The sequence below is a fragment of the Phenylobacterium sp. genome, assembly GCF_030697925.1.
In the GTDB taxonomy this organism is placed as follows: domain Bacteria; phylum Pseudomonadota; class Alphaproteobacteria; order Caulobacterales; family Caulobacteraceae; genus Phenylobacterium.
In genome coordinates, this window is sequence record NZ_JAUYOJ010000051.1 from 1 (window position 1) to 24146 (window position 24146).

General features: G+C 69.3%; 29 protein-coding genes and 1 other RNA gene. 9 read left to right on the forward strand and 21 right to left on the reverse strand.

The window, feature by feature from the left end:
- Nucleotides 1–87: signal recognition particle sRNA small type (gene ffs, locus Q8Q88_RS05165), an RNA gene on the reverse strand; the annotation flags it as partial.
- A gap of 61 nt (nt 88–148) precedes the next feature.
- Between ffs and nudC the strand changes: the two genes are divergently transcribed.
- From nudC to Q8Q88_RS05180, 3 genes are read left to right on the forward strand one after another with little or no spacing between them, the layout of a single operon-like run.
- Nucleotides 149–1075: an NAD(+) diphosphatase gene (nudC, locus tag Q8Q88_RS05170; RefSeq protein WP_305674132.1), complete on the forward strand. Its 927-nt coding sequence runs from the start codon at nt 149–151 to the stop codon at nt 1073–1075.
- Nucleotides 1076–1117: 42 nt separating this feature from the next.
- Nucleotides 1118–1429, forward strand: a complete 312-nt coding sequence (locus Q8Q88_RS05175; RefSeq protein WP_305674133.1) for a hypothetical protein — start codon at nt 1118–1120, stop codon at nt 1427–1429.
- Nucleotides 1390–1680 (forward strand): hypothetical protein, encoded by a 291-nt coding sequence (locus Q8Q88_RS05180; RefSeq protein WP_305674134.1) that lies wholly within the window; start codon nt 1390–1392, stop codon nt 1678–1680. The genes Q8Q88_RS05175 and Q8Q88_RS05180 overlap by 40 nt, the downstream gene beginning before the upstream one ends.
- Before the next feature lie 23 nt (nt 1681–1703).
- Here Q8Q88_RS05180 and Q8Q88_RS05185 read toward each other — a convergent pair whose 3' ends face one another.
- The 3 genes from Q8Q88_RS05185 to Q8Q88_RS05195 are packed head-to-tail and all read right to left on the reverse strand — an operon-like array spanning nt 1704 to nt 3604.
- Nucleotides 1704–2012 carry a hypothetical protein gene (locus Q8Q88_RS05185; RefSeq protein WP_305674135.1) on the reverse strand — a complete coding sequence of 103 codons (309 nt, stop codon included), beginning with the start codon at nt 2010–2012 and terminating at the stop codon, nt 1704–1706.
- Nucleotides 2013–2858 (reverse strand): prephenate dehydratase, encoded by an 846-nt coding sequence (locus Q8Q88_RS05190; RefSeq protein ID WP_305674136.1) that lies wholly within the window; start codon nt 2856–2858, stop codon nt 2013–2015.
- Nucleotides 2855–3604, reverse strand: coding sequence for a 3-deoxy-manno-octulosonate cytidylyltransferase (locus Q8Q88_RS05195; protein ID WP_305674137.1), 750 nt, complete (start codon nt 3602–3604; stop codon nt 2855–2857). The genes Q8Q88_RS05190 and Q8Q88_RS05195 overlap by 4 nt, the downstream gene beginning before the upstream one ends.
- 137 nt (nt 3605–3741) lie before the next feature.
- Here Q8Q88_RS05195 and Q8Q88_RS05200 point away from each other — a divergent pair, with 137 nt between their 5' ends.
- Nucleotides 3742–4446, forward strand: a complete 705-nt coding sequence (locus Q8Q88_RS05200) for a cytochrome c family protein (RefSeq protein WP_305674138.1) — start codon at nt 3742–3744, stop codon at nt 4444–4446.
- Between the two features lie 199 nt (nt 4447–4645).
- Here the strand turns inward: Q8Q88_RS05200 and Q8Q88_RS05205 are convergent, their stop codons facing one another.
- Nucleotides 4646–5473, reverse strand: a complete 828-nt coding sequence (locus Q8Q88_RS05205; protein WP_305674139.1) for an NlpC/P60 family protein — start codon at nt 5471–5473, stop codon at nt 4646–4648.
- Nucleotides 5470–6849, reverse strand: a complete 1380-nt coding sequence (locus Q8Q88_RS05210; protein ID WP_305674140.1) for a M17 family metallopeptidase — start codon at nt 6847–6849, stop codon at nt 5470–5472. The genes Q8Q88_RS05205 and Q8Q88_RS05210 overlap by 4 nt, the downstream gene beginning before the upstream one ends.
- A 99-nt stretch (nt 6850–6948) precedes the next feature.
- Between Q8Q88_RS05210 and Q8Q88_RS05215 the strand changes: the two genes are divergently transcribed.
- Nucleotides 6949–7806, forward strand: coding sequence for a tetratricopeptide repeat protein (locus tag Q8Q88_RS05215; protein WP_305674141.1), 858 nt, complete (start codon nt 6949–6951; stop codon nt 7804–7806).
- Nucleotides 7807–7808: 2 nt separating this feature from the next.
- Here the strand turns inward: Q8Q88_RS05215 and Q8Q88_RS05220 are convergent, their stop codons facing one another.
- Nucleotides 7809–8267 carry an N-acetyltransferase gene (locus Q8Q88_RS05220; protein ID WP_305674142.1) on the reverse strand — a complete coding sequence of 153 codons (459 nt, stop codon included), beginning with the start codon at nt 8265–8267 and terminating at the stop codon, nt 7809–7811.
- Nucleotides 8268–8484: 217 nt separating this feature from the next.
- Entirely contained in the window at nt 8485–9165 is a 681-nt protein-coding gene (locus Q8Q88_RS05225) for a Crp/Fnr family transcriptional regulator (RefSeq protein ID WP_305674143.1), read from the reverse strand.
- Nucleotides 9166–9247: 82 nt separating this feature from the next.
- On the opposite strand from Q8Q88_RS05225, the gene Q8Q88_RS05230 reads away from it, so the two are divergent.
- Nucleotides 9248–10072, forward strand: coding sequence for a TauD/TfdA family dioxygenase (locus tag Q8Q88_RS05230; RefSeq protein ID WP_305674144.1), 825 nt, complete (start codon nt 9248–9250; stop codon nt 10070–10072).
- A gap of 98 nt (nt 10073–10170) precedes the next feature.
- Here the strand turns inward: Q8Q88_RS05230 and Q8Q88_RS05235 are convergent, their stop codons facing one another.
- The 10 genes from Q8Q88_RS05235 to Q8Q88_RS05280 form a co-directional block, all read right to left on the reverse strand.
- Nucleotides 10171–11178 (reverse strand): type II secretion system F family protein, encoded by a 1008-nt coding sequence (locus tag Q8Q88_RS05235; protein ID WP_371129810.1) that lies wholly within the window; start codon nt 11176–11178, stop codon nt 10171–10173.
- A gap of 9 nt (nt 11179–11187) precedes the next feature.
- Nucleotides 11188–12174 (reverse strand): type II secretion system F family protein, encoded by a 987-nt coding sequence (locus tag Q8Q88_RS05240; protein ID WP_305674145.1) that lies wholly within the window; start codon nt 12172–12174, stop codon nt 11188–11190.
- Nucleotides 12175–12176: 2 nt separating this feature from the next.
- The gene (locus Q8Q88_RS05245) at nt 12177–13727 is read right to left on the reverse strand and encodes a CpaF family protein (RefSeq protein ID WP_305674146.1); all 1551 of its coding nucleotides are present in this window, start codon (nt 13725–13727) and stop codon (nt 12177–12179) included.
- 1 nt (nt 13728) lies between these two features.
- Nucleotides 13729–15174, reverse strand: a complete 1446-nt coding sequence (locus Q8Q88_RS05250; protein ID WP_305674147.1) for a CpaE family protein — start codon at nt 15172–15174, stop codon at nt 13729–13731.
- A 16-nt stretch (nt 15175–15190) separates the two neighbouring features.
- On the reverse strand, nt 15191–15868 hold the full coding sequence (locus Q8Q88_RS05255) for a CpaD family pilus assembly protein (protein WP_305674148.1): 678 nt from the start codon (nt 15866–15868) through the stop codon (nt 15191–15193).
- Between the two features lie 11 nt (nt 15869–15879).
- Nucleotides 15880–17328, reverse strand: a complete 1449-nt coding sequence (locus Q8Q88_RS05260) for a type II and III secretion system protein family protein (protein ID WP_305674149.1) — start codon at nt 17326–17328, stop codon at nt 15880–15882.
- Nucleotides 17325–18185, reverse strand: a complete 861-nt coding sequence (gene cpaB / locus Q8Q88_RS05265; RefSeq protein WP_305674150.1) for a Flp pilus assembly protein CpaB — start codon at nt 18183–18185, stop codon at nt 17325–17327. The genes Q8Q88_RS05260 and cpaB overlap by 4 nt, the downstream gene beginning before the upstream one ends.
- Before the next feature lie 142 nt (nt 18186–18327).
- Nucleotides 18328–18849: a prepilin peptidase gene (locus Q8Q88_RS05270; protein WP_305674151.1), complete on the reverse strand. Its 522-nt coding sequence runs from the start codon at nt 18847–18849 to the stop codon at nt 18328–18330.
- A gap of 146 nt (nt 18850–18995) precedes the next feature.
- The gene (locus tag Q8Q88_RS05275; protein WP_305674152.1) at nt 18996–19163 is read right to left on the reverse strand and encodes a Flp family type IVb pilin; all 168 of its coding nucleotides are present in this window, start codon (nt 19161–19163) and stop codon (nt 18996–18998) included.
- A gap of 104 nt (nt 19164–19267) precedes the next feature.
- Nucleotides 19268–19444: a Flp family type IVb pilin gene (locus Q8Q88_RS05280; RefSeq protein WP_305674153.1), complete on the reverse strand. Its 177-nt coding sequence runs from the start codon at nt 19442–19444 to the stop codon at nt 19268–19270.
- 310 nt (nt 19445–19754) lie between these two features.
- On the opposite strand from Q8Q88_RS05280, the gene Q8Q88_RS05285 reads away from it, so the two are divergent.
- Genes Q8Q88_RS05285 through Q8Q88_RS05295 form a run of 3 tightly spaced genes read left to right on the forward strand, consistent with a single transcriptional unit; the run spans nt 19755 to nt 21312 of the window.
- Entirely contained in the window at nt 19755–20162 is a 408-nt protein-coding gene (locus Q8Q88_RS05285; RefSeq protein WP_305674154.1) for a pilus assembly protein N-terminal domain-containing protein, read from the forward strand.
- A gap of 56 nt (nt 20163–20218) precedes the next feature.
- A complete protein-coding gene (locus Q8Q88_RS05290) occupies nt 20219–20797 on the forward strand; it encodes a TadE/TadG family type IV pilus assembly protein (protein WP_305674155.1) in 579 nt (192 codons plus the stop codon).
- Nucleotides 20791–21312: a TadE/TadG family type IV pilus assembly protein gene (locus tag Q8Q88_RS05295; RefSeq protein ID WP_305674156.1), complete on the forward strand. Its 522-nt coding sequence runs from the start codon at nt 20791–20793 to the stop codon at nt 21310–21312. The genes Q8Q88_RS05290 and Q8Q88_RS05295 overlap by 7 nt, the downstream gene beginning before the upstream one ends.
- Here the strand turns inward: Q8Q88_RS05295 and Q8Q88_RS05300 are convergent.
- The 3 genes from Q8Q88_RS05300 to Q8Q88_RS05310 all read right to left on the reverse strand — a co-directional run.
- Nucleotides 21309–22070, reverse strand: a complete 762-nt coding sequence (locus tag Q8Q88_RS05300) for an aminotransferase class IV (protein ID WP_305674157.1) — start codon at nt 22068–22070, stop codon at nt 21309–21311. The two genes, Q8Q88_RS05295 and Q8Q88_RS05300, sit on opposite strands and share 4 nt — an antisense overlap.
- On the reverse strand, nt 22067–23398 hold the full coding sequence (gene pabB, locus Q8Q88_RS05305) for an aminodeoxychorismate synthase, component I (RefSeq protein ID WP_305674160.1): 1332 nt from the start codon (nt 23396–23398) through the stop codon (nt 22067–22069). Before pabB ends, Q8Q88_RS05300 begins: the two co-directional genes overlap by 4 nt.
- 97 nt (nt 23399–23495) lie before the next feature.
- A partial coding sequence (locus Q8Q88_RS05310) for an MFS transporter (RefSeq protein WP_305674158.1) occupies nt 23496–24146 on the reverse strand: 651 nt, incomplete at its 5' end.

Sequence of the window (24146 nt, forward strand, 5' to 3'; positions counted from 1 at the left end):
GAACGACGACCCGGAGCGAAACTCGTTGCGGCTGCTTCCTTCCGGACCTGACCGGGTTGGCGAGGCGTCCGCCCGTCGCCGATCTCCACCCCCTATATCGCGGCCTTGAGGGTCGCGCGCAAGCGCTGGCGCAGCTACAACGCCTCGCATGCCTCTTTCAGCCTTCCAAAACACCTTCGCCGGCAACCCGCTGAACCGCGCCAGCGAGAAGCGAACCGATGTCGCCTGGTTGACCGAACAGCTCCGTTCCGACGAATCGCTCGCCGTGGCGATCTGGAACGGAAAGCCCTTCGTGGAGACCGCCAAGGACGGCGGCCTGCAGATCGCCTACCTGCCGGCCAGGATGGCCGAGGAGCTTTCCGGCGGCGCCGAGCGCCTGCTGTTCCTGGGGCTGTGGCAGGAGACCGCGGTCTTCGCCGTCGACCTGGAAGGCGGGGCCGATCCCGCCGACGGCCCTCTGTCAGGCCTGGGGCGATTCGAGGACCTGCGGGCTGTGGCCCTGCGCTTGCCGCCCACCGACGCGGCGATCATGGCCACCTCCAAGCAGATGTTCGAGTGGCGCCGCCGCCACCGCCACTGCTCGGCCTGCGGCGAACAGACCGATGTGGTGGAAGGCGGCTGGAAGCGGGCCTGCCCCGCCTGCAAGGCCGAACACTTCCCGCGCACAGACCCGGTGGTGATCATGCTGGCTGTCCATGGCGAGCGCTGCATGCTGGGTCGCCAGGAGATCTGGCCCAAGGGCATGTTCTCCGCCCTGGCCGGCTTCCTGGAGCCGGGCGAGAGCATCGAGGAGGCCTGCGCCCGCGAACTGCACGAGGAGGCGGGGCTGAAGACGCTCAGCGTCCGCTACCACTCCACCCAGCCCTGGCCCTATCCGTCTTCGCTGATGATCGGCCTGATCGCCCAGGTGGAGGACGACGACGCCACCCCCGACCAGACCGAGCTCTCCGAGGTCCGCTGGTTCACCAAAGCCGAGGCCCGCGACGTGCTGGCCGGCAAGGGCGACGGGGTCAACGCGCCAGGCGGCATGGCCATCGCCCACCAGCTACTGAAGGCCTGGGCGGAGGAAGACTAGCACCTCTTGGCGAGGGCGCTGACATCAGTCATAGCGGCGCGCATGTCAGCGCCGCGACCGCACGTCATCATCATCAACGGCGTCGGCAGCGTCGGCAAAAGCTCGACGGCTCGGGCGCTTCAGACAGTCACCGCAGAGCCGTTTCTGCACGTCGCCATGGACGCCTTCGTCGAGATGCTGCCGGCGGCGATGTTCGGCCATCCTGAGGGGCTGGTCTTCGAAACCGTCCAGGACCAAGGCAAGCCCTCCGTGGTCATCAGGACGGGCGGTGTCCTCGAGCGCGCCATGCGAGGGAGCGGCACGCCATCGCCGCCATGGCGGCGCAGGGCAACAACCTCGTCGTCGATGATGTGATGATCGGACAGGGCGAAGCAGCCGAGTACCGCCGCATTTTGTCAGGACACGCCGTGCGTCTTGTGGGCCTCTTCGCGCCCCTTGAGGTGCTCGAAGCGCGGGAGCGCGCGCGGGGAGACCGGGAAATAGGCTTGGCGCGTTGGCAGTACGATCGGGTTCACCGCGACATCGCCTACGATCTGGAGCTCGACACCAGCGCGACGACTCCGCTCGAGAACGCCGAGAAAATTCGCGACGCCTTCGGGCTATGACCGACCTTCGGCAACACGGGTGCCTACCTCCGCCCGATCTCCAGCACCACCGGGATATCCTCGCCCTTGCGGGTCCGCCGGTCGGTGCGGGCCGCCTCCAGGGCGTCGGAGAGCTCGCGGGCGAAGCGGCCGACCTCGCGGTCGAGCTTGCCCGTGACCTTGATTGTATAGGGCGGGACGAGATCGCTCACTCCGGTCCCCCAGATCATCGAATCGACGAAGGCCGGGATGCTGCCGCCGTGTCCCGGCAGGGCCTGGATGGCCTCCTTCAGCTGCGTCGTGAAGGCCTTGACGGTCGGGCAGTCCGCGGCGTCGATTTGGACGATCTTCATCTAGCCGCGTGACCGGAACGGGTCGGCCGGATAGATGCCCATGATCGCGAACTGCTCGGAGAAGAACTGCAGTTCCTCGAAGGCCAGCGCCAGGCCGCGGTCCTCCGGACGCCCGTCGACCTCGGCGTAGAAGAAGGTCGCCGTGAAGGCCCCGTTCTCCATGTAGCTCTCCAGCTTGGTCATGTTGACCCCGTTGGTCGCGAAGCCGCCCATGGCCTTGTACAGCGCCGCGGGCATGTTGCGGACCCGGAACACGAAGCTGGTCACGCAGGGGGTGGTGAAGGGCGGCGGCGGCGGATTCTTGTCGGCGGTCATCACCAGGAAGCGGGTGGTGTTGTGGTGCTCGTCCTCGATGTCCCGGGCCAGGATCTCCAGGCCATAGAGCTCGGCGGCGAGCGCCGGCGAGATCGCCGCCCGGGTCGGATCGGGCTGGGCCGCCAGCAGCTTGGCGGCGAGCGCCGTGTCGCCCACGGCCTCGGTCTTCAGCTTCAACCGACGGATGGTCTTGCGGCACTGGACCAGCGCGATGGGCATGGAGGCCACGGTCTTGAGGTCCTCCAGCTTCACGCCCGGATTGGCCATCAGCTGGAAGTGGATCGGCTTGAACCGCTCGCCGACGATCTTCAGGCCCGACGAGGGCAGCAGGTGGTGCACGTCGGCCACCCGCCCGGCGATGGAGTTCTCCACCGGGATCATACCGAGCTGGCAGTCGCCCGACTTCACCGCCTCGAAGGCCTCCTCGAAGGTGGCGTGCGGGACCGGCTCCATCTCGGGAAAGGCCGCGACGCAGGCCTCATGGCTGTTGGCGCCGAGCTCGCCCTGGAAGGCGATCCGTCCCTTGGTCATGGGTTCATCCTTGCGTACTGCCTTGCATACTGGCGCGCCCGTTCGAGGTCGGCCGGGTTATCCACCGAGATCGGGGCTTCGTCGATGACCGCCGCCCAGATGGTCATGCCCATCTCCAGGGCGCGCAGCTGCTCCAGTCGCTCGCGCAGCTCCAGCGGCGAGGGTGGGCTCTGCGTGAACCGCTCCAGCGCCTCGCGCCGATAGCCATAGACCCCGTGGTGCAGCCAGACCGGCGCGTCGCCATAGAGCACCGAGCGGGTGAAGTAGAGCGCCCGGCCGCTGCGCCCGTCCGGCGCCATGGCGGCCACCACCTTGGGGATGTCGGGATTGCTGCGCTCGGCCAGATCCGATTCCGCGACCATCACCGTGGAGAGGTCGCATTCCGGCCGCTCGGCCAGCAGGCGCGCGGTCGCCTCGACCACCGACGGCGCCAGGAAGGGGATGTCGCCCTGCAGGTTGATCACCACGTCGTGGCGCCCCCGCGGGTCCAGCACGTTCAGCGCCGCGACGATTCGGTCCGAGCCCGAAGGCAGGTCCGGATCGGTCAGCACCGCCTCACCGCCCGCCGCGCGCACCGCCTCGACGATCGCCGCGTCGCCTGCGGCGATGGCCACGGGGCCGACGCCGGCGGCCTGCGCCTGGCGCAGCACACGGACGATCATCGGCACGCCTTCGATATCCGCCAAGGGCTTGCCGGGCAGCCTCGTGGCGGCCATCCGCGCGGGGATCAGGACGATCGGGTTCATGTGCGTCCATGAGCGACCAACTGGCCGGTTGCGCGGGCGGCGGTAGCGTGTAAGAGAGCCGGGCGCAATAAGGGGCGGGGATTCCCGCGCTTACGTCGGCTTTCGGGCCGGCCGATAAGAGGGCCGATTTCAGGACTATGAGCGACCTAACGTTCAACAAAGTCGCCGGCGCTGTGCTGGCGACCGGTCTGGCCATTGTCGGCCTTCGCGAAATTTCCACCGGCGTGTTCGCCACCCACGAAGTCGAGAAACCCGGCTATGCGATCGCCGTGGTGGAAGACACCGGCGGCGGCGCGACCGCCGAAGCGCCGATCGACTGGGGCAGCGTCCTGCCGACCGCCGACCTCAAGGCCGGCGAGGCGGTGTTCGCTAAGTGCAAGTCCTGCCACACCATCGAGGCCGGCGGCCCGAACGGCACCGGCCCGAACCTGAACGGCGTCCTGGGCAAGAAGCCCGGCGCGCACGCGGGCTTCGCCTACTCCTCGGGCATGACCGAGCATGGCGGCGCGGTGGGGACCTGGCAGTTCGCCGACCTCTCCGAGTTCCTCAAGGCGCCTCAGAAGCACATCGCCGGCACCAAGATGACCTTCGTCGGCCTGAAGAAGCCGGAAGAGCGCATCAACCTCATCGCCTATCTCAACGCCCAGGGCTCGAACCTGCCGATTCCGGCGCCGAACCCGGTCGTCGCCGCGGCTCCCGCGGCTGAAGGCGCGGCTCCAGCCGAGGCTGGCGCTCCGACCGCGGCTCCGGCCGGCGCTCCGGCCAACGCCGCCGCCATCCCGGTGACCCCGGCCGCTCAGGCCGCCGCCCCCGCCAGGAAGGGCGGCGAACTCGTTCACTAGGGCCAGACGCATGCGCCCTTCTCCCCTTGCAGGAGAAGGTGGCAGGCGAAGCCTGACGGATGAGGGGTCTCTCAGATCTGGCCGATTGGCATCGGCGCACTCTTTAACTCAGCTATCAGGCGGATAGGGCTTTCGACCCCTCATCCGACCCCGCTCTCGCGGGGCCACCTTCTCCCGCAAGGGGAGAAGGATATTGAAGTCAAACCCGACGATACGCCGTTGGCTCACCCACACCGTTCGCCAGGTAGCGCGCGCGGGTCTGGGCCAGGGGCTCGATGGCCGTGGCCATGTGGAAGGCGTTGGCGTGGATGATCCGCGTTTCGTCCAGCATCATCGCCACGTGGCCGGTCCAGAACACCAGGTCGCCCCGCGCCAGGGTCTCTACCGCCTCGCCGACGGCTTCCTGCTGGTCGGTATCGCGCGGGAAGGCCTTGCCGCAAGCGAGCAGCGCCTGCTGCACCAGGCCCGAACAGTCGACCCCCAGGCTCTCGCGCCCGCCCCAGAGATAGGGCGCGCCCAGAAACCGTTCGGCCACCGCCACCGGGTCGGTTTCGAACATGCCGATGGGCGCCAGGTGCGCCTCGACGAACCAGCCGGAATTGGCCGCCTTGGCGAACCGGCCCTCGCGCGCCTCGATGGCCACCAGAGAATTGATCGAATAGGGCCCCAGGGCGCGGGACTTGATGCTGGGTTCGGTGAAGGCGTAGGTGCGGATCGCCGTGACCCGATGGCTGGGCGCCGGCCCGGCCGGGGCCAGGGTGCCGGTCTCCACGAAGCCCACATAGCCGTCGCGCCGCGCCTGGCCCCAGGCGTAGCCGTCGGCCTCCTCCAGCACGTCGAACACTTCGCCGAACAGCACCTGGTCGACCTGCTCCGACCAGGGGTCGGCCGCGCGGCGCAAGGCGGCGGCCGGGACGATGACCGTCATGGCCCGGGGATCGGCATAGGCCTTGGCCGCGACCACCCCCTCCAGGGCGCGGCTGGCCAGGTCGTCGCGGGCGGGGGTCACGCGCGGATCGAGGCTCATGCGAAGCGGTCCCGGATCATCTGGTAGAGGGCGCGGATCGCCTGGGCTTCGGCGCCCGAGCTGAAGCCGGGCCGGCCGCGCGGGTTCCAGGCGAAGATGTCGAAATGAGCCCACGGACCGGTGGGCGCGAACCGCTGCAGGAAGAGCGCGGCGGTCACCGAACCCGCCTGGGCCCAGCCGTCCGGGTCGTTCTTGATGTCGGCCACGTCGCTGTCCAGGGCGTCGACATAGCCCTTCCACAGGGGCATGCGCCACATGGGGTCGGACACCTGCGCCATGGCGCTCTCGATCTGGCCGGCCAGCGCCTCGTCGTCGGTGTAGAACGGGGGCAGTTGCGGGCCGAGCGCCGCGCGCGCCGCCCCGGTCAGGGTGGCAAGGTCCAGGGTGAGCGCAGGCTCCAACTCGGCGGCGCGGGTGAGCGCGTCGGCCAGGATCAGCCGGCCCTCGGCGTCGGTGTTGCCCACCTCGATGGTCAGGCCCTTGCGGCTGTCCAGGATGTCGCCGGGCCGCATGGCGTCGCCGGAAATGGCGTTCTCCACCGCCGGAATCAGCACCGCCAGCCGCACCGGCAGCTTGGCGGCCATGATCATCCGGGCCAGGGCCAGCACGTGGGCCGCCCCGCCCATGTCCTTCTTCATGTTGCGCATGCCGGCCGAGGGCTTGATGTCCAGCCCGCCGGTGTCGAACACCACGCCCTTGCCCACCAGGGCGATCAGCGGCTTGCCGGCCTCGCCCCAGTCGATCTCGATCATCCGCGGGCCGCGGGCGTCCACCGCCGCGCGGCCGACCGCGTGGATGGCGGGGTAGTTGGCTTCCAGCAAGCCCTCGCCCGTGATCACCGTGATCCCCGCCCCGTGCTGTTCGGCGATCTCGCGGGCAATGGTCTCGATCTGCAGCGGGCCCAGGTCGTTGGGCGGGGTATTGATCATATCGCGGGCCAGGGCGCAGGCGTGGGAGATGCTGCGGACCTCGGTCATGTCGACGCCATCGACCACCAGGCGCGGCTGCGGCGAGCCCTTCTTCTTGTACCGGTCGAAGCGGTAGCTCCCCAGCGCGAAGGCGAGCGCGATCAGGTCGGGGGCGAACCCCGGCGGGGCTGAGGCGATGCGGAAATCGCCGGCCGGCAGCCGGGCCGGCAGGGCGCGGAAGGTCATGGGGTCGGCGGATGCGCCCAGGCCGAACAGCACCCGGTCCAGGCCGCCAGCGGTGTCGGGGACCACCAGGGCCTGACCGGCCTTGGCCTTGAACTCGGACATCTCGGCGAACGCCTTCACAAAGGCTCGGCGACCGTCGAGGAACCCTTCCAGATCCTTCTCGTAGAGGGCGTGGACGGGAACGGCCGCGCCCTGCGTGTGCTCGACGACGACTTCGGTCATGACGCTCTCCGGCGCCCGGCACTGAGCGCGCTTATGCTTAACGCTTCCTTTAAGCGGGCGGGGGAGACTGGCGGCCAGTCATCCGGAGCCCGTGAAATCATGTGTCGCATGTCGGCGCTCGCCGCAACCGCCCTGGGCCTGGCCCTTGCGTCCGGATCGCCGGCCGGCGCCCTGCCCTGGTCCAAGGCCAAGCCTGCGGCCGCTCCGGTCGCCGCCAAGACCGACGCGAAGAGCGAGGTGGCCGCCGCCCCCGCGCCGCGCCGCAAGGCCACGCCGGCCGAGCGCGCCGCCGTCGCGCGGATGGACCCCCTGGCCCGCGCCGCCTTCTGGGCCCGCGAGCTGGACGTCGATCCCGCCGACGCCGAGGCCGGCGTCCAACTCTCGCTGGCCCTGCGCACCATGGGCAGCTACGACGACGCCATCGCCGCCATCGGCCGGACCCTGGCCGTCCAGCCCGACAACGCCGACGCCCTGATGGAGCTCGCCAAGTCGCATGTCGGCCGCGGCCAGGGCTTCTACGCCATCGACCCCGCGCGGCGGGCGCAGCAACTGGCTCCCCGCGACTGGCGCCCGCCGTCCCTGCTGGGCGTCGCCTACGAACAGGCCCAGCGCGACGAGGAGGCCCTGGCGGCCCACCGCCTGGCGCTCAGCCTCGCCCCGGACAACCCCTCGGCCATCTCGAACCTCGCCCTGTTCCAGGCCAGCCACGGCCAGTCGGCGGAGGCCGAAGCCCTGCTGCGCAAGGCCGTCGCCCGCCCCGGCGCCCCCATGGCCGTGCGCCAGAACCTGGCCCTGGTGCTCGGCCTGCAAGGCCGCCTGGACGAGGCCGAGAAGCTGGCTCGCCAGGACCTGCCCCCTGAGCTGGTCGCCAACAACATGGCCTGGCTACGCGCGGCCACCGCCACCGCCACCGCGCCGGCGGGCCGCTCCTGGCAGGATGTCGGCCGGCCGCAGTAGGGCTAGGCGCGCACTTTCAGCATATGGACTGCGATGCCGCCATTGAGCTCCTCTTCCCGCTCCACCTGGTAGCCGAGTGAGGAATAGAGGCGAAGATTCTCCGTGAAGAGCTTGTTGGTGTAGAGTCGGGTCCCCATGAGCCCTGAGGACGCGGCCAGCTCGTCCGCCGTTTTCAGCAGCTTGACGCCGAAGCCCCGCCCCCGGAAAGCCGGACGAACGGCGACGTTCACAATCAGAAGGTGGTCGCGCTCCGGAACTGTCTCGATCAGGGCGGCCAGATGGCGGCCGACATGAAGCAGGTCAAACCGGTGCTTTCTGAGCGCGTCCGAATAGTCGACCGTCATCGGCAAAGGCTCGCGGCCAATCACCTCCACCCACTTCGCGTAGGCCTCGCGGGTCAGCGCGCCTATCGCGTCGGCGTCTGCCTTGTCGGCGACCCTTAGGCTCACGGCTTCATCCATGCGTTGCCTCCTGTGCGGGAATCTCACGACGGGCAGAAGCTTAGCAAACGTCGACAAAGGGTTCGCCATGGCGCGAAGGCGGCCATGTCCTTCAACATACATCGTGGCGGACAGTCCACCGGCCATACAGCGGCGCGTGACCTAGCGGAGATTCGGGCTTGCCTAATCCATCGCCGACCTCTCGTCTTGGTTGGCTGGGCCTCCAAGAGTTGGCGCCCTAGCTGTCCGCGACCAGCTGCAACCGCCGCGGGTCGAGCAGCCCGATCCGGCCGTACTCCAACGCCACCAGCCCCTCCCGCCGGAACGCAGCCAGGTGGCCGTTCACGGTCTTGCGCGTCAGGCCGACCAGTTCGGCCAACGCCTGCTGGTTGAGGTTCAGGACGCTCGGGTCGGGCCGCGACCTGGTCAGCGCCAGCAGGCGCGCGGCGATCCGCTGGCGCGGCGGCAGGGTGGCGATCTCGGCGGCCATCTGCAAGGCGCTGCGGAGCTGCAGATAGACCAGGGCCGCCACCGCCCGCCAGATGTCGGGCCGCTCGCGGGCGATCCGCTCCAGTCCCGCGTCGGAGACCCGCAGGATCAGGCTCGCCTCGGCGCAGACGGCGGTGGCCAGGCGCGGGCCGCCGCCGAAGCGCATGGCCTGGCCCAGCGCCGCGCCCGCCGCGGCATGGCCGACCCGCACCTCCCGGTCGCCGGGCGCCTGGCAGTAGAGGTCGACCGCGCCCTCGACCACCACCATCAGGCCGGTCTCCTCGTCTCCCTCGGCCTGGGCCCAGCGGCCGGCGGCGAGCCGCGCCAGGCCGCCCTCCTGCACCAGGGCCTGGGCGAGGCCCGGCGGATACGGGGCCAGCCAGCGCGAGGCGGTCAGCAGGTCGAGAGCCTTCTCGGAGTCCGAAGTCATGGCGTGATTGTAACTCAGGTTACAAACTTGCGCGATCGCGACCCTAGACTGGCGCCAACAGACAAACGCCAGGGAGGCGAACATGACCGCCATCGTCCAGGACACCGAAGGCTGCGGGGCCGAGATCGCCGATATGGCCGCGGCCCGGGCCAGCGACACCGAGATCGACCTGATCCGCGACACCGTCTATCGGCGCGGCGTCGCCTTCCTGCACGGCCAGCACCTGACGCCCGAGGAGCATATCGCCTTCGCCGAGCGGATCGGGCCGATCGTGGTCAACCGCTACTTCCCGCCCTCGGAGCGCTATCCGCAGATCGCCAAGGTCGAGAAGACGGAAACCCAGACCACCAATATCGGCGGCGGCTGGCACACCGACCACAGCTACGACCAGGCGCCGGCCATGGGCTCGGTCCTGCTGGCGGTGGAGACCCCGCCGGAGGGCGGCGACACCCTGTTCGCCGACATGTACGCCGCCTATGAGGCCCTGTCGGACGGGCTGAAGGCGACCCTGTCGGGCCTGCGCGCCGTCCACGCTTCCGAGCACATCTACGGGTCCAAGGGCGTCTACGGGATGACCGATCAAGCCCACCTCGCCGGCCATGCCGACAATCCCAGCGCCGTGCATCCGGTGGTGATCGTCCACCCCGGCAGCGGTCGCAAGGCGCTCTATGTGAACCCGGCCTTCACGGTGGGCTTCGAGGGCTGGAGCCGGGAGGAGAGCATGGCGCTGCTGGCCTATCTCTACCAGCACGCGGTCAAGCCGCAGTTCGTCCACCGCTTCAAGTGGGCGCCGGGCTCGATGGCCATCTGGGACAACCGCGCCACCTGGCACCACGCTATGAACGACTATCAGGGCCAGCGGCGGCTCATGCACCGCATCACCATCGCCGGCGGACCGCTCGCCTAGACCATTTTCCGCCGAAGTGGACGCCGGTTCGGCGAAGAAAATGGTCTAAATTCAAAGAGGTTTGAGAAAAATTCGATCCAATTAGATCGGATTTTTCTCTAGTGGGGCCGGGATATGTTGGGGTTCTCGCCCATCATGTCGGTCACCTTCATCACCGCCGGGCCGAGGATGACCACGAACAGCACCGGCAGGAAGAACACGATCATCGGCACGGTCAGCTTGGCCGGCAGCTGAGCGGCCTTCTTCTCGGCGGAGGCCAGGCGCATGTCGCGGTTCTCCTTGGCCATGACCCGCAGGGCCGTGCCCAGCGGCGTGCCGTAGCGTTCGGCCTGGATCATGGCCGTGGTCACCGACCGGATGCCGGGATGGTTGGTCCGCTTGGCTAGGCCTTCATAGGCCTGGCGTCGTTCAGGAAGATAGGAAATCTCCGCCGTCAGGAGGGTGAGCTCCTCGGCCAGCTCGATGGAGGTCGAGCCGATTTCGGCGGCCACCTTCTGGATCGCGGCCTCGATGGACATGCCGCTCTCCACGCAGATCAGCAGCAGGTCGAGCGCGTCGGGGAAGGCGCCGACGATCGACTCGCGCCGCTTGGTGGCGACGTTGGAGATATAGACGTTCGGCGCGTAGTAGCCGAGCGTCAGGCCACCGATCGAGAACGCCGCCCGGGTCAGGGTCGGCAGGCCGAAGTCCTTGATCACGAACAGGTAGAACCCGATCGCCGCGGCGAACACGAAGGGCAGGACGAACCGGAAGAAATAGAAGGTCGAGACCGGTCGAGGACCGCGGTAGCCGGCCTGGGCCAGCTTGTCGACCACCTGGGGGTCCTCCAGCAGGCGCGAGAGCTGCAGGCGCTCCACCACCTTCTTGTAGAGGCCCTCGTCGATGTGCCGCAGGCTGCTCTGGCCGGTGTTGTTCTTGGCGGCCAGCGCCTCGCGTGACTTGCGCCGCAGCTCCTCGCGCCGGCTCGAGACCGACTTCAGCCGGGTCTCCAGGCTGTTGCGGGTCATCATCGGCATGGCGATGGTGACGATCGTCGCGAAGCAAACCACGGCGACGAAAGCCGCCAGCAGGTTGTCGGGATCGACGATGGTGCTGACCAGGTCCACGCTCGCTCCCTAGATCCTGAAGTTGATCATCTTGCGCATCGCGAAGATGCCGATCGACATCCAGACGGCGCCGGCCAGCAGCATCATGTGGCCGCGGGGGTCGGTGAACAGCGGCTTCATGTATTCCGGCGCGGTCATGCTGATCAGGGCCATGACGCCGGGCGGCAGCGAGCCGATGATGAAGGCCGAGGCCACGGCCTCCCCCGACAGCGCCTTGATCTTCTCGCGCATCAGCTTGCGGGCGCGGATCACGGTGGAGAGGTTGCCCAGGGCCTCGGCCAGGTTGCCGCCGGTCTTGGCCTGGATGGCCAGGACGATGGCAAAGAACCGCACCTCCGGCGTCGGCATCTGCTCGAACATCTTCTCCAGGGCCTGGTCCATCGAGACCCCCATGCCGATGCCCTCGACCAGGCGGTTGAACTGGCCGGCCATGGGTTCGGCCGTTTCGCGGGCGATGACCCGCAGGCTGTCGTGCACGGGCAGGCCCGACCGGATGCCGCGGACGATGATGTCCATGGCGTCCGGGAACGCCTCGGTGAATTTCTTGACGCGTCGGGCGGCCAGGAACCCCAGCACCCAGCGCGGCAGGCCGAAGCCGGCCGCGAAGGCCAGGCCCAGGCCGATAAGCGGCGACTGACGCAGGAGGATGACCACCAGCAGCACCACGACTCCGACCACGCCGCTGGCGATCCAGAAATTGCGGACATTATCGCCGAGCCCCGCCTGCTGCATCTTGGCGCCGATGCTGAGCGTCGCCTTCTTCTGCTGGCGGTCCTGGTCGCGCAGGGTCTTGAGGATCTGGCGGCGGCGCTGGTCCTGGGCGCTCACGGCCGGACGCCGCCGGCCGCCCGGGCGGGATTCGGCGCTCACAAGGGCCTGGGCGCGCTTGACGGTCTTGGCCTGGCCATTGTCGCCGCCGGCCAGGGCGAGGCCCAGGCCCGCGACCGTGATGAAGCCGAGGACGGCGATCAGCAGGGTGGCGAGGGTCGATCCCATGCCTATTCCGACGCGTCGAGGGCTTCGGCGAGCTCACGCTCCAGGCCGTAATAGCGGGCGCGGTCCCAGAACCGCGGCCGGGCGATGCCGGTCGAACGGTGGCGGCCCACCACCCTGCCGTCGGCGTCGTCGCCGGTGATCTCGTAGACGAACAGGTCCTGGGTGATGATCACCTCGCCTTCCAGCCCCACCACCTCGGTGATGTGGGTGATCCGGCGCGAGCCGTCGCGCAGGCGGGCGGCCTGGATGATCACGTCCACCGAACCCACGATCATCTCGCGGATGGTCCGCGAGGGCAGGCCGTAGCCGCCCATGGTGATCATCGATTCCATCCGGCTGATGGCCTCGCGCGGGCTGTTGGCGTGCAGGGTGCCCATGGAGCCGTCGTGGCCGGTGTTCATGGCCTGCAGCAGGTCGAAGGCCTCGGGGCCGCGGACTTCGCCGACGATGATGCGTTCCGGACGCATCCGCAGGCAGTTCTTGACCAGGTCGCGCATGGTGATCTGGCCCTGGCCTTCCAGGTTCGGCGGCCGGGTCTCCAGGCGCACCACGTGCGGCTGCTGCAGCTGCAGCTCGGCGGCGTCCTCGCAGGTCACGACCCGCTCGGTGGGGTCGATGAAGGCGGTGAGCGTGTTGAGCAGGGTGGTCTTCCCCGAGCCCGTCCCGCCGGAGATGATCAGGTTGCATCGGCAGGCGCCGATCACCCCCAGGACCCGCGCCCCTTCCGGGCTGATGGAGGCGTACTCCACCAGGTTCTTCATGGTCAGTTTGTCTTTCTTGAACTTCCGGATGGTGAGCGTGGGCCCGTCCAGCGACAGCGGCGGCGAGATCACGTTCACGCGGGAGCCGTCCGGCAGGCGCGCGTCGCAGATCGGCGAGCTTTCGTCGACCCGGCGGCCGACCTGGCTGACGATCCGCTGGCAGATGTTCATCAGCTGGGCGTTGTCGCGGAACCGGACATTGGTCAGCTGGACCTTGCCGGCGACTTCGATGAACACCCGGCTGGCGCCGTTGACCATGATGTCGGCGATGTCGTCGCGGGCCAGCAGGGGCTCCAGCGGCCCATAGCCGAGCACGTCGTTGATGATGTCCTGGACCAGCTGGTCCTGCTCGACCACCGACATGGAGACGTTCTTGATCGCCACCAGCTCGGCGACGATGTCGCGGATCTCCTCCCCCGCCTGCTTGACGTCCAGCTGGGCCAGCTGGGCCAGGTCGATGGTGTTGATCAGGGCGTTGAAGATCGTGGTCTTCGTCGCGTGGTAATAGTCGGACTGCTCGCGGACCACCTGGGTGGCCGGCGCGGGGCCCTGGGCGGCGCGGAGCTGTTCGAAGGCCAGGGTCGACTTCGGCCCGGCGCCCTGGGCGGCGCGCTCGGCCTTGGTGGGAATGGGAATGGGAGCCTGCGGCGCGGCGGACGCCGGGGCCGGTCCAGCCGCGGGGTCGATGCGTTGCGGTCGCGTCGCGATCGGCGCGCCCTCGCCCGCCGTGGGGGGCGGGGGGGTCGGTCGGAGCCGCGGCGCTTCGCCGTCGGTGGGACGCTTGCCGAACATGCTACTTCCGCTTGAGCAGGCTGGAGAGCAGCGAGGTCTTCTGGACCGCCGGCGGGTCGCGGCGGGCGATCTGCTGGGCCAGGTGGTCGATGCCCTCGGCCGAGCGCGACTTCGGGCCCACCTCGCAGACCATCTGGCCGTTGTTGGCCGCCTGGCCGAACAGCTTTGGGTCGAACGGCAGGCAGAGGGTGGGCGTCAGGCCGAGCGCCTCGCCGAAGTCCTTGACCGGGATTTCCGGGCGGCCCGGCACGCCGACCTGGTTCAGCACCAGACGCGGCGGGGCGTCGTTGGGCCGCGCGCGGCGGACCAGGTCGACCATGTTCTTGGCGTTGCGCAGCGAGGCCAGGTCCGGCGTGGCCACGATCACCAGGTCGTCCGAGGTCAACAGGATCTTGCGCTTCCAGGCCGTCCAGACGTGGGGCAGGTCCAGGACCACGAAGGGCGCCGCGCCGCGGATCTTCTGGGTGACCTCCTCGAAGGCCTCGGGTCCGATCTCGTAGTCGGCCTCGAGCGTGGCCGGGGCGGCGAACAGGGATAGCCGATCGGTGCAGCGGGCCATCATCCGGTCCATCAGGACGGGGTCCAGGCGATCCGGCTGCGACAGGGCGTCGACGATGCCCTGGATCGGGTCCTGGTTGAAATCGAGGCCGGCGGTGCCGAAGGCCAGGTCCAGGTCGACCAGGACCGCGCCGGTCTGCAGGCGCTCGGTGATCGAATAGGCGACGTTGTGGGCCAGGGTCGAGGTCCCGGCCCCGCCCTTGGCGCCGCAGAAGGCGATCTGGCGGCCGACGAAGGGGGCGGAGGGATCGGCATAGAGCCCGGCCACGGTGCGGACCATCTGCAGCGGGCTGAGCGGCGGCACCAGATATTCCGACACCCCGCGGCGCATCAGCTCGCGATAGAGGGCGATGTCGTTGGCCGAGCCGATCAGCACGACCTTGGTGCCCGGATCGCAGACCTGGGCCAGCCGGTCCAGCAGGGTGAGCAACTCGGCGGCGGAGTCCAGGCACTCGACCCACACCAGCGAGGGCGTGGCCTGGTTCTGGTAGTTGTCGACCGCCGCGGCGAGGCCGCCCATGCGGGTCACCACCGTGGTCCGCTCCATCCGGCGGTCCTCGGCCGCCCGGTCGGCGAGCTCGGCGGTTTCCGGCGTGGCGCAGAAGATGTGGATGGTGATCCGCGGCAGCAGGGTCTCGCCGAACGCCGCCTCCGCGCCGGCCAGCATCTCGTGCACCGGATTGGCGACCGCCGGGCGCGCCGGTTCGCCGGTCTCGATCTGCGGCCCGCCCATCGCCTGGGTGGCCTTCGAGGCGGGCGCGAACGGGTCGGTCTCTTCGTCGGCGAGTGCCGGGGACGACTCGCGCCAGGCGTCGGCCGGCGCGGCTGCGAATTCGTCGACCGCCTCGTAATCCAGGTCGAAGGGGTCTTGGCTCGACTTCGGATTCATCAGACCAGGCCCCGCATCACTTCACCGCCTGGGCGACAACGCCGGTCGCCTGCTTGTCCGTCTGGGTGGAGGTGTTCTCACCTTTCCGGTACTTGGCCAGCACGTCGGCGCGGCGCCCGGCGTCCGGCGGCGTCGAGGCGCGCGGCCCCTTCAGGTCCGCCGGATTGGCGATCTGGGCCGCCATGTTGGCGACGGTGGCGCACCCGAAATTGGGCTGCACCTCGTTCAGCATGCTGTGGGAGATGCTGGTCCATGAGCGGCCGCAATCGGGGATGGCCGCCGCGTGGCGCAGATAGCCCACCAGCAGCGGCGCGCGGGCCTCACCCTTGGCGTCGTATCCGACGACACGGACCTGCTCGGCGCGGACGCCCTGACCGATCAGGAAGCTCCGCGCCCCCTCGGCGGTGCGGAAGGCCGCCGAACTATCGGGGCCGCCGCTGGGCGACTGCAGGGTGATGGCGCCGCCCTCGCCTTCGCGCCATTCGGAGACGAACGCGGCGAGCGCGTCGGCCTGGGTCGGCGAAAGGCCCGCGGCGTGGACCGCCAGCGCGATCTCGTGCGGCTGGGAGGTGATCTCCGTCTTCCAAAGCTCGGTGGGCGTGCGGGACTGGGACGCCACGCTCGGCTCCTGCAGCGGGAGGCTGGCGCAGGCCGAGAGGGCCGCGCACGAGGCCAGGACGACGAAGCGATGCATCGGGGCGAACCTCATTCGATCACGTACCCATAGGGCCCCTGATAGGTGCGGCCGGCGGCGGCCTGCGGCTTGGCCTTGTAGGCCCTGGTCAGTGCGCCCATCAGCAGGGTCGAGCCGTCGTCGGCCGTGCGCATGCCGTCCACGGGGGTCTGCAGGCGGTCGGCGCTGGTCGCCTCGACGAGGTAGGGCGTGATGATGATCACCAGCTCGGTCTCGCCGGCGAGGTAGTCGCGGGAGCGGAACAGGGCGCCCAGGACCGGAAGCGTGGTCATGCCCGGCAGAGCGTCGATGTTCTGGCGGGTCTTCTCCTGCAGAAGTCCTGCGATCATCATCGAGCCGCCGGAGGGCAGCTCCACGGACGTCTCTGCGCGGCGAACCGTCAGGGCCGGGATGGTCAGGCCCGCGGAGGCGCCGGGCGTCGACAGTGAGAAGGCGCCCTCGGTGGTCAGTTCGGAAACCTCGGTGGAGAGTTTCAGGGCGATACGGCCGGAGGACAGCACCACCGGGGTGAAGCCGAGCCCCACGCCGAACGGCTTGAACTCGATGGTGACCGCGCCGGTGTCGTCCTGCGCCACCGGCACCGGGAACTCGCCGCCAGCCAGGAATCGCGCCGACTCGCCCGAGCCGGCGGTCAGGTTGGGCTCGGCCAGGGTGCGGACCAGGCCCACGCGCTCGAAGGCGCGCAGCGTTGCGTCGCCTTGGACCTTGCCGCCCACTTCCCGGACGCTCGCGGCGGCGCCGCCCAGGAGCGATCCGCTCACGCCGAAGGTCGCCGACTTGCTGAACAGGAACTGCGCGTCGCCCAGTTCGCCGATGATCGCGTCGAGATTGAACCCAAGCTGTTTGATGACATTGCGCTGCATCTCGACGATGCGGACCTTCAACATCACTTGGTCCTTGCCCGCGATGCTGAGCATGTTCAGCACCATCTCCGGCTTTTCAACCGAGGTGCGGGCGATCTGCAGGGCCTTGTCGGCGTCGGACAGGTTGGCGACCTGACCCGACAGGATCAGGCTGCTGTTCATTGCATCGACCCGCACATGAGCGCCGGGCACCAGGCGGTTGATCGTCTGGGCGACGGCGCTCGGATCCTGGTCGACCCGGATGTCCAGGCTGAGGATGCGGCGGCCGGCCGTGTCGAAGAACACCGCGTCCGTGGTGCCGGTCTTGAGGCCCAGGATGAAGATCCGCCGCGGGGTGCGCAGCATGGCGTCGGCGACGCCGGGATTGGTCACCAGCACGTCGCGCGCGTCGACCGGCAGCTCGACGACGGCGGACTTGCCGACCGGCAGGCTGAGCGACTGGCTGTTTCCGCGGCCGGCCAAGTCGACCCGCATCACGGCCGCCGAGGTCGCCAGACCCGCGGCGAACGGGTCTGACTGAGCCGACGCCGGCGACAGCGGCGCCAGGACCGTGGCGGCCGCCAGGGCCAGCGCCCGCAGGATTCGGGACGGGCTCATTGGGCGACAACCTCCGTAACTGCACCACCGCGATAGACCCGCAGCCCGTCGCCGGATCGGCTGGGACCGCCGCGCCCGGGCCCGCCGCCCGCATCGGCGTAGGAGCGCAGCGCCAGTTGCATCTCGCCCTGGGCCTTGCCCCGGGCCAGGACCTCCACGTCGGAGGCCGGCAGTTCGAGGGTGGCCACGGCCCCCACGATGGTCTTGGAATCCTTGCCCGGGGCGGTGGCCTGGTCGATGGCCAGGACGCGCAGGTTGCGCATCAGCACCTCGGTGATGAAGCCGTCGCCCTCGGCGGCCTTGCGGCTCTGCAGGACGTCGACCCGGTCGCCGGGCAAGATGAACCCGCCGGCGGCGGTCTCGGCGTTGATCGGGACCGACATGGCGCGCATGCCCGGCGCCACGACCACGGCCATATAGCCGCTCTGTCCGGCGCGGACGACCTTGCGGGCCATGATCGGTTCGCCCTTGAGGATGACTTCCTTGACGATCGCGCCTGAGAAGGCCTGCATCGGCTCCTGGGTCTGGATCAGGTCGGTTGTCACCTTGGCGGCGGTCTTGACCGCCTTGTCGGCGCCCGTGGCGGGCAGCGCGGGCGCCGCGCCATCGGTCACGAAGGCGGGATTGAGCGCGTCGGCCGGCCAGGGCTGCCAGCTCATGTCGGCGATGGCCAGACGGGCGCCCACGGGCAGGTCGCGCTTGGCCACCAGCACCTGGGCCATGGGTTTGGCGGGCGCAGCCGCGGCGATCACCGGCGCGCGGGGCGTCTTTGGAACGAGCATGCCGCGCACCAGGAAGGCGAGCGCGATCGCTGCGATCGCGGCGACGGCGAGGATGGCGATGCGGACGGCGCCCATATGCGACTACCCGAAACTCCCGCAAGGCGGGCGACCGACGCGTCCCCGGCGTTCGCCAGGCCCGCGATTCGAATGTCCGACCTTCTGCCGGCTACACGTCTATTGGCCCGCCATGGTTAACGTCGGGCTAAGGGGCCTTAACTCATCCCAGACCCGGGAAGGCCGTCAGCAGCGCGGTCTCGGGAAAGGCGACCAATGCGCCCGCCGCGATAGCCACGCCGTAGGGCACGCTCTCGCCCGGCGTCGCCAGGCGGCCGAGCCAGGTCGGTCCGATGGAAGCCACGCCCCTGAGCCTCTGCGTGCGCAGCCCAAGCAGGCCCAGGGTCAGGAGGCCGCCGCCGAGCCCGGTGACCGAGATGAAGGTGGCGACCGCCGGCCAGCCCATCCAGAGCGCCGCGGCCGCGAACAGCTTGGCGTCGCCGCCGCCGATCCAGCCCAGGGCGAACATGGCCATGGCGGCGACCAGGGCCGCGGCGCCGACGCCGAAGTGCAGGCCGATGGTCTCCAGCGGCAGGCCCAGAGCCAGGGCGGCCGGGACGAAGGCCAGGATCAGCCCGCCCGAGATCCAGTTGGGGATGGTGTAGGTCGTGACGTCGCGCAGGGCGGCGGCGATGACCAGGGCCGGGAACACGAACAGCAGCACGGCTTGGACGATCGGCGGCATCGCGAGGAACCCTGGCGGCGAAGAACAGCCCGCAGAGTCCGCCAATCGGATGAACGGAGCGTTGAAATGCGAAAAGCCGCGGCGCTTTCGCGACGCGGCTGCGGAGGGTTGGGGCGGCGAAGTCTCGCCGGCTGGGGTCTGTGGCTTCAGTCCTGCGGCATCGCGCCGATCACCTGGCCGAAGACATCGGTAAGGCTGGCGCTGATAGCCATCATGCCGCCGATCAGGGTCACCGTGATCAGGGCGGCGATCAAGCCGTATTCCACGGCGTTCGAGCCCGACTGGTCTTTCAGGAACCGATGAAGGAAGGCCATGACGCACTCCACGGCGGGATCGAGATTGCTCCGGGGGAGCCGTTGCCCAAAACGCAACCGCGGCGGCTTTCGCCGCCGCGGCGCGTAGTTGGTGCTTCCGCGCCTTAGGAGGCGGCGTCGGTCAGGTCGCCGCTGATGCCGACCAGCAGGGTATTCAGCGAGCCCGAGACCAGGCCCATGGCGCTCACGAGCACCACGGCGATGAGGGCGGCGATCAGACCATACTCGATGGCCGTGGCGCCGGATTCGTCCTTCAGGAAGCGGGTGACAAACTTAGACATGCTCAATCTCCTTTGTTGCTGCGAGCAGACTGGTGAGGGATCAAGCCCGATTGGCCTGCTCGCCCCGAAACGCAGGGACAATTTGGCTCACCGCGCTTAATTGCGAGTAAACATCGGAGTATTCGCTGAAAACTTTCTATGGTTTACTTGTGTTTACTGTTATCAACCGTTAACCATGAGGTCCAAAAGCGCCCGGAATCGGCGTTTTGACATAATGATTCTCGCGCGCGCACGTAGGGAGGGAAATTCAGTCTTTCTTGACCATTCAAGCCCAGCCTCGCCGTGCGATTTTTTTTCGGACAGCGATCCCATGCGACGTCTTCTGCTCAGCCTCACCGCCGGCCTGGCGCTCCTGGCGACCGCCTCGCAGGCCGATGCGCCCAGCCTTTCGGTGCCGATCCACCAGAGCGCCCGCCTGCTGCTGCCCGCCGGCGCCCGAGATGTGATGATCGGCAATCCCAGCATCGCCGACGTCAATGTCATCGATGGACGCAGCGTCGTGGTCCTGGGCAAGGGCTACGGGGTCACCAATCTGCTGGTCATCGACGCCCTGGGCCGCACCGTCCTGGAGCGACAGGTCGTGGTCTCAGGACCGAACTCCGGCCGCGTCTCGGTCATTCGCGGCGCCCAGGTCGACAGCTACGCCTGCGCCGGGGCCTGCGAAAAAGAGCCCGCCGAGGATGGCAAGGCCAAGGCGGCGACCCCGCCTTCGCCTTAAACCTCCGGTTAGCCAGACTTCGCTAGACTGCCCCGGTTCGGAGACCTGGGGACGTCATGTCGCGCCTTGTCAGCAAATCCTTCGCGGCCCTGAGGCGGCTGGCGCGCGAGAAGCGCGGCTCGACCGCCGTGGAATTCGCGATCATCGCCATTCCCTTCATGGCCCTGCTGTTCGGCGTGGTCGAGATCGGTATGGTGCTGCTGATATCCGCCACCCTCGACACCGCCGTGGAATACGCCGCGCGCAATGTCCGCACCGGCGAGTTCCAGAGCGCCGGCGCGGTCAGCAAGGACGACTTCAAGGCCCTGGTCTGCCGCAACATGACCTGGCTGCAGGGCGGTTGCGCCAATCGGATCATCGTCGAGTCCCAGACCTTCAACAACTACGCCGACGCCGGCGCCTCGCTATCGGCGGCCCCGGCCACCTTCGATCCGGAGGGAAACCGCTGCTGGTCGGTGGGCGGACCGACGGACATCGTCCTGATGCGCGTCTACTACCAGTGGGACCTGATCACTCCGGTGCTCACCCCCGCGCTCGAGAACATGGGCGGCGGCAAGCGGCTGATCGTCTCCGCCTCGGCCTTCCGCAACGAGCCCTATGACCCGGACCAGGACGAGGTAGGCGCGGCATGCTGAGACGTCTCATCCGCAACCGGCGGGGATCGGCCGCCGTCGAATTCGCCTTCATCGCGCCGGTCGCGATCCTGTTCTACTACGCCCTGGTGGAGTCCAGCCAAGGCATGCTGGCCAACCGGCGCGCCGGTCACGTGGCCACGGCCGTGGGCGACATCGTGGCCCAGGATGGGCAGATCACCACCGCCGATGTTGAGGATCTCTTTCTCATCGCCAATGCGATCTTCCGGCCGCTGCCAACCGACTCGCTCAGCATCCGCGTCACCAGCATCCGGATCGAGGCCAACAGCCAGCAGACCGTGGTCTGGTCGCAGGCCAAGGGATCGATGGCCGGGCTGTCGGGCACACTTACCTCGGTCCCCGCGCCGTGGGTCGTGCCCGGAAGCGGGGTGGTCCGCGTCGACACCAGTTACACGTACAATTCTCCGCTCCAGAAGATGATGCCTGAGCCCATCCAGATGTCGCACACCATGTATATCCGGCCGCGGGGCTACGTGGCGGTGCTGCGCCCCAACTAATCCAGGGCGCGCGCCAGGCGCTCGGCGAGCCGGCTCGGCCCGTAGGCGACGGCGTCCAGCGCCGCGACCTCCCGCAATCCGACCAGGCTGTTGGTGAGGAACACCGCCTCGGCGGCGTCGAGCTCGCCAGGCTCGGCCGCCGTCTCCGCGACCTCGACGCCCAGCCCGGCCGCCGCCGCGATCACGCGGGCCCGCATCACGCCGGCCAGCACGCCGCAAGTCAGGGCCGGAGTGAACAACCGTCCCTCCCGCACCCAAAACAGGTTCGCCGCCGCCGCGCAGGCGACCTCGCCGCGGTTGTTGAGCATCACCGCCTCGTTGGCGCCACGCGCGCGGGCCTCCTGGCGGGCCAACACGTTGTCGAGATAGGCCAGGGTCTTCAGCCGCGAGGCCGGCGAGCCCTCATTGCGCCGCACTGTGCTCAGGATCAGCCGGGCTGGGCCCTCCGGGACCGCCGACGGCGCGGCGCTGGCGAACAGCCTCGGAACCGGCTCCTCCGGCCGGTCCAGCCCCCGGCCGCCCGAGCCCGCCGTAAGGGTCAGCCGCACCGCCGCGCGCGGCGCCTCCACCCCCTCGATCGCCTGTCGCATTAGCCGCTCGGCCTCGCCTCGGTCGGGCGTGGGCAGGCCCAGGGTCGCGCAGCCGGCCGCCAGCCGGTCCAGATGCGCCTCGAGGTCGACCAGCACGCCGTCCCTGGCCAGCAGAGTCTCGAACAGGCCATCGCCCAGCAGCAGACCGCGATCGTCGAAGGGAATCATGCGGCGGTCCCCTCCAGGGCGCGCAGCAGGGCGGCGATCTTGGCCTCGGTCTCCAGGCGCTCGGCTCGGGGATCGGAGTCGGCGACGATCCCCGCCCCCGCCCGCGCCTCGACGCTCCAGCCCTGCCCGTCCTCCACAAAGCCCGCGGTGCGGATCAGCACGCTGGAATCCAGCGCCCCGTCGACCCCCGCCCAGAACAGCGAGCCGCAATAGGGGCCGCGCGGGGTCTCCAGCCCGGCGATCACCTTCATGGCCTGGACCTTGGGCGCCCCGGTGATCGAACCCGGCGGGAAAGCCGCGCGCAGCAGGTCCACCGCCCCTCGTCCCGCCGCCAGCCGCCCGGTCACCGTCGAGACCAGGTGGTGGACATTGGCGAAGCTCTCCACGGCGAACAGCTCCGGGACCCGCACGCTGCCGGGGACGCAGACCCGCGCCAGGTCGTTGCGCATCAGGTCGACGATCATCAGGTTTTCGGCCCGGTCCTTGTCGCTGGCGGAAAGCTGGCGGGCCAGGCAAGCGTCCTCGTCGGCAGAGCGGCCGCGCGGGCGCGTGCCCTTGATCGGCCGCGTCTCCACCATCCCGCCCCGCGCCTGCAGGAACCGCTCGGGGGAGTTGGACACCACCGCCAGGCCCGGCAGGCGCAAATAGGCCGCGAACGGCGCGGCGCTCTGCCCCGCCAGCCGCGCGAACAGGTCGAAGGGCGCGGCGCCCGGCGCCAGCCGCCCGGACCAGCTCCGGGCGATATTGGCCTGGAAAATCTCCCCGGCCTGGATGCGGGCCACCACCTGGGCGACCGCATCCTCGTAGGCGTCGGGATCGGACGCGGTGAGCCCCCGCGCCAGGACGCCCCCGGCGGGCGCGACGGGCGCCAGGTCGAGCCAGGCCAGGGCGCGGGCGGCCTGGGCCTCCGCCGCCGCTGCGTCGGCCCCGCGACCCACCGCCACCACCGCGCCCCGCTCATGGTCGAAGGCCAGCAGGGTCGGGTAACGGGCGGCGGCGAGATCGGGCCACCCGGTTCGGCTGAGGCCCAGCGGTTCGACCACATCGCCCAGTTCGTAGCAGGCCAGGCCCGCCACCCCGCCCTGGAACGGCGGGCCGTCGGCGAGGCTCGGCTCCGTTGGACCCAGCAGGTCGGCCAGCCCCTCGAAGGGATCGCGGCCGGGCGCGCCCACGAAAGTCGTTTCGGGCGCGCGGGCCACATAGGACCAGCGGCCCCTCGGGCCGCCGCCACCAGAGACGAAGCCGATCGCCCACGGCTCCCCGGCGAAGGCCGAGAGCACCTCGACCGGGTCGCGCCAGGAGGTCCGGAGCTGGGCCACGCAATGCATGGCGCGGCCCTTAGAGCGCGATAGCCGAAAGTGGAAGCCGGTTTCGGCGGCCATCGCGCTCCAACCCTTGGACTCCTTCAGCGGCCATGAGGGGAAGTCAGATGCGGCGATCGCCTCCGCGCACGAACAGCAGGCCGACGAAGCCGACAGCCAGCAGGATGATGATCATGGCGAAGCCGCCCTGCTGGCTGTGGAAGATATTGGTGCCCAGATTGACCAGGAACGAGCCCAGCCAGATCGTCGCCGTGCCCGACAGCGCATAGACCCCGAAGAAGGCCCCGGTCTGCTCCGGCGGGGTCAGCCGCACCAGCAGGGTGCGGCTCGAGGCGTAGTGGGCGGTGATGAAGATGGCGTTGGAGAAGCCGATCAGCAGATAGATCCACTCCGGCAGGCTGCGGAAGAACGGCCCGTTCCACATGGGCGCGTGGGCGGCGGGGTCATGGGCCCAGAAATAGAGGATCTGCTCAGGCCCCATGCCGATGATGGCGATGATGCCGATCAGCGACATGAAGATCTCCAACTGCACGGCCCGGCGCGGTCCCAGCCCCGCGTCCAGCCAGCGCCCGACGAAGCCGCCCAGCACCGCCAGTACGGTGAGGATGATGCCGTACATCAGCATCTCCAGCGCGCCCCAGCCCATCACCCCGCTGGCGTAGATGCCGCCATAGATCAGGATGGCGGTCATGCCGTCGACATAGAACATCCGGCTGATCAGGAAGATCGCCGCGTCCTTGTAATGCTTCATGCC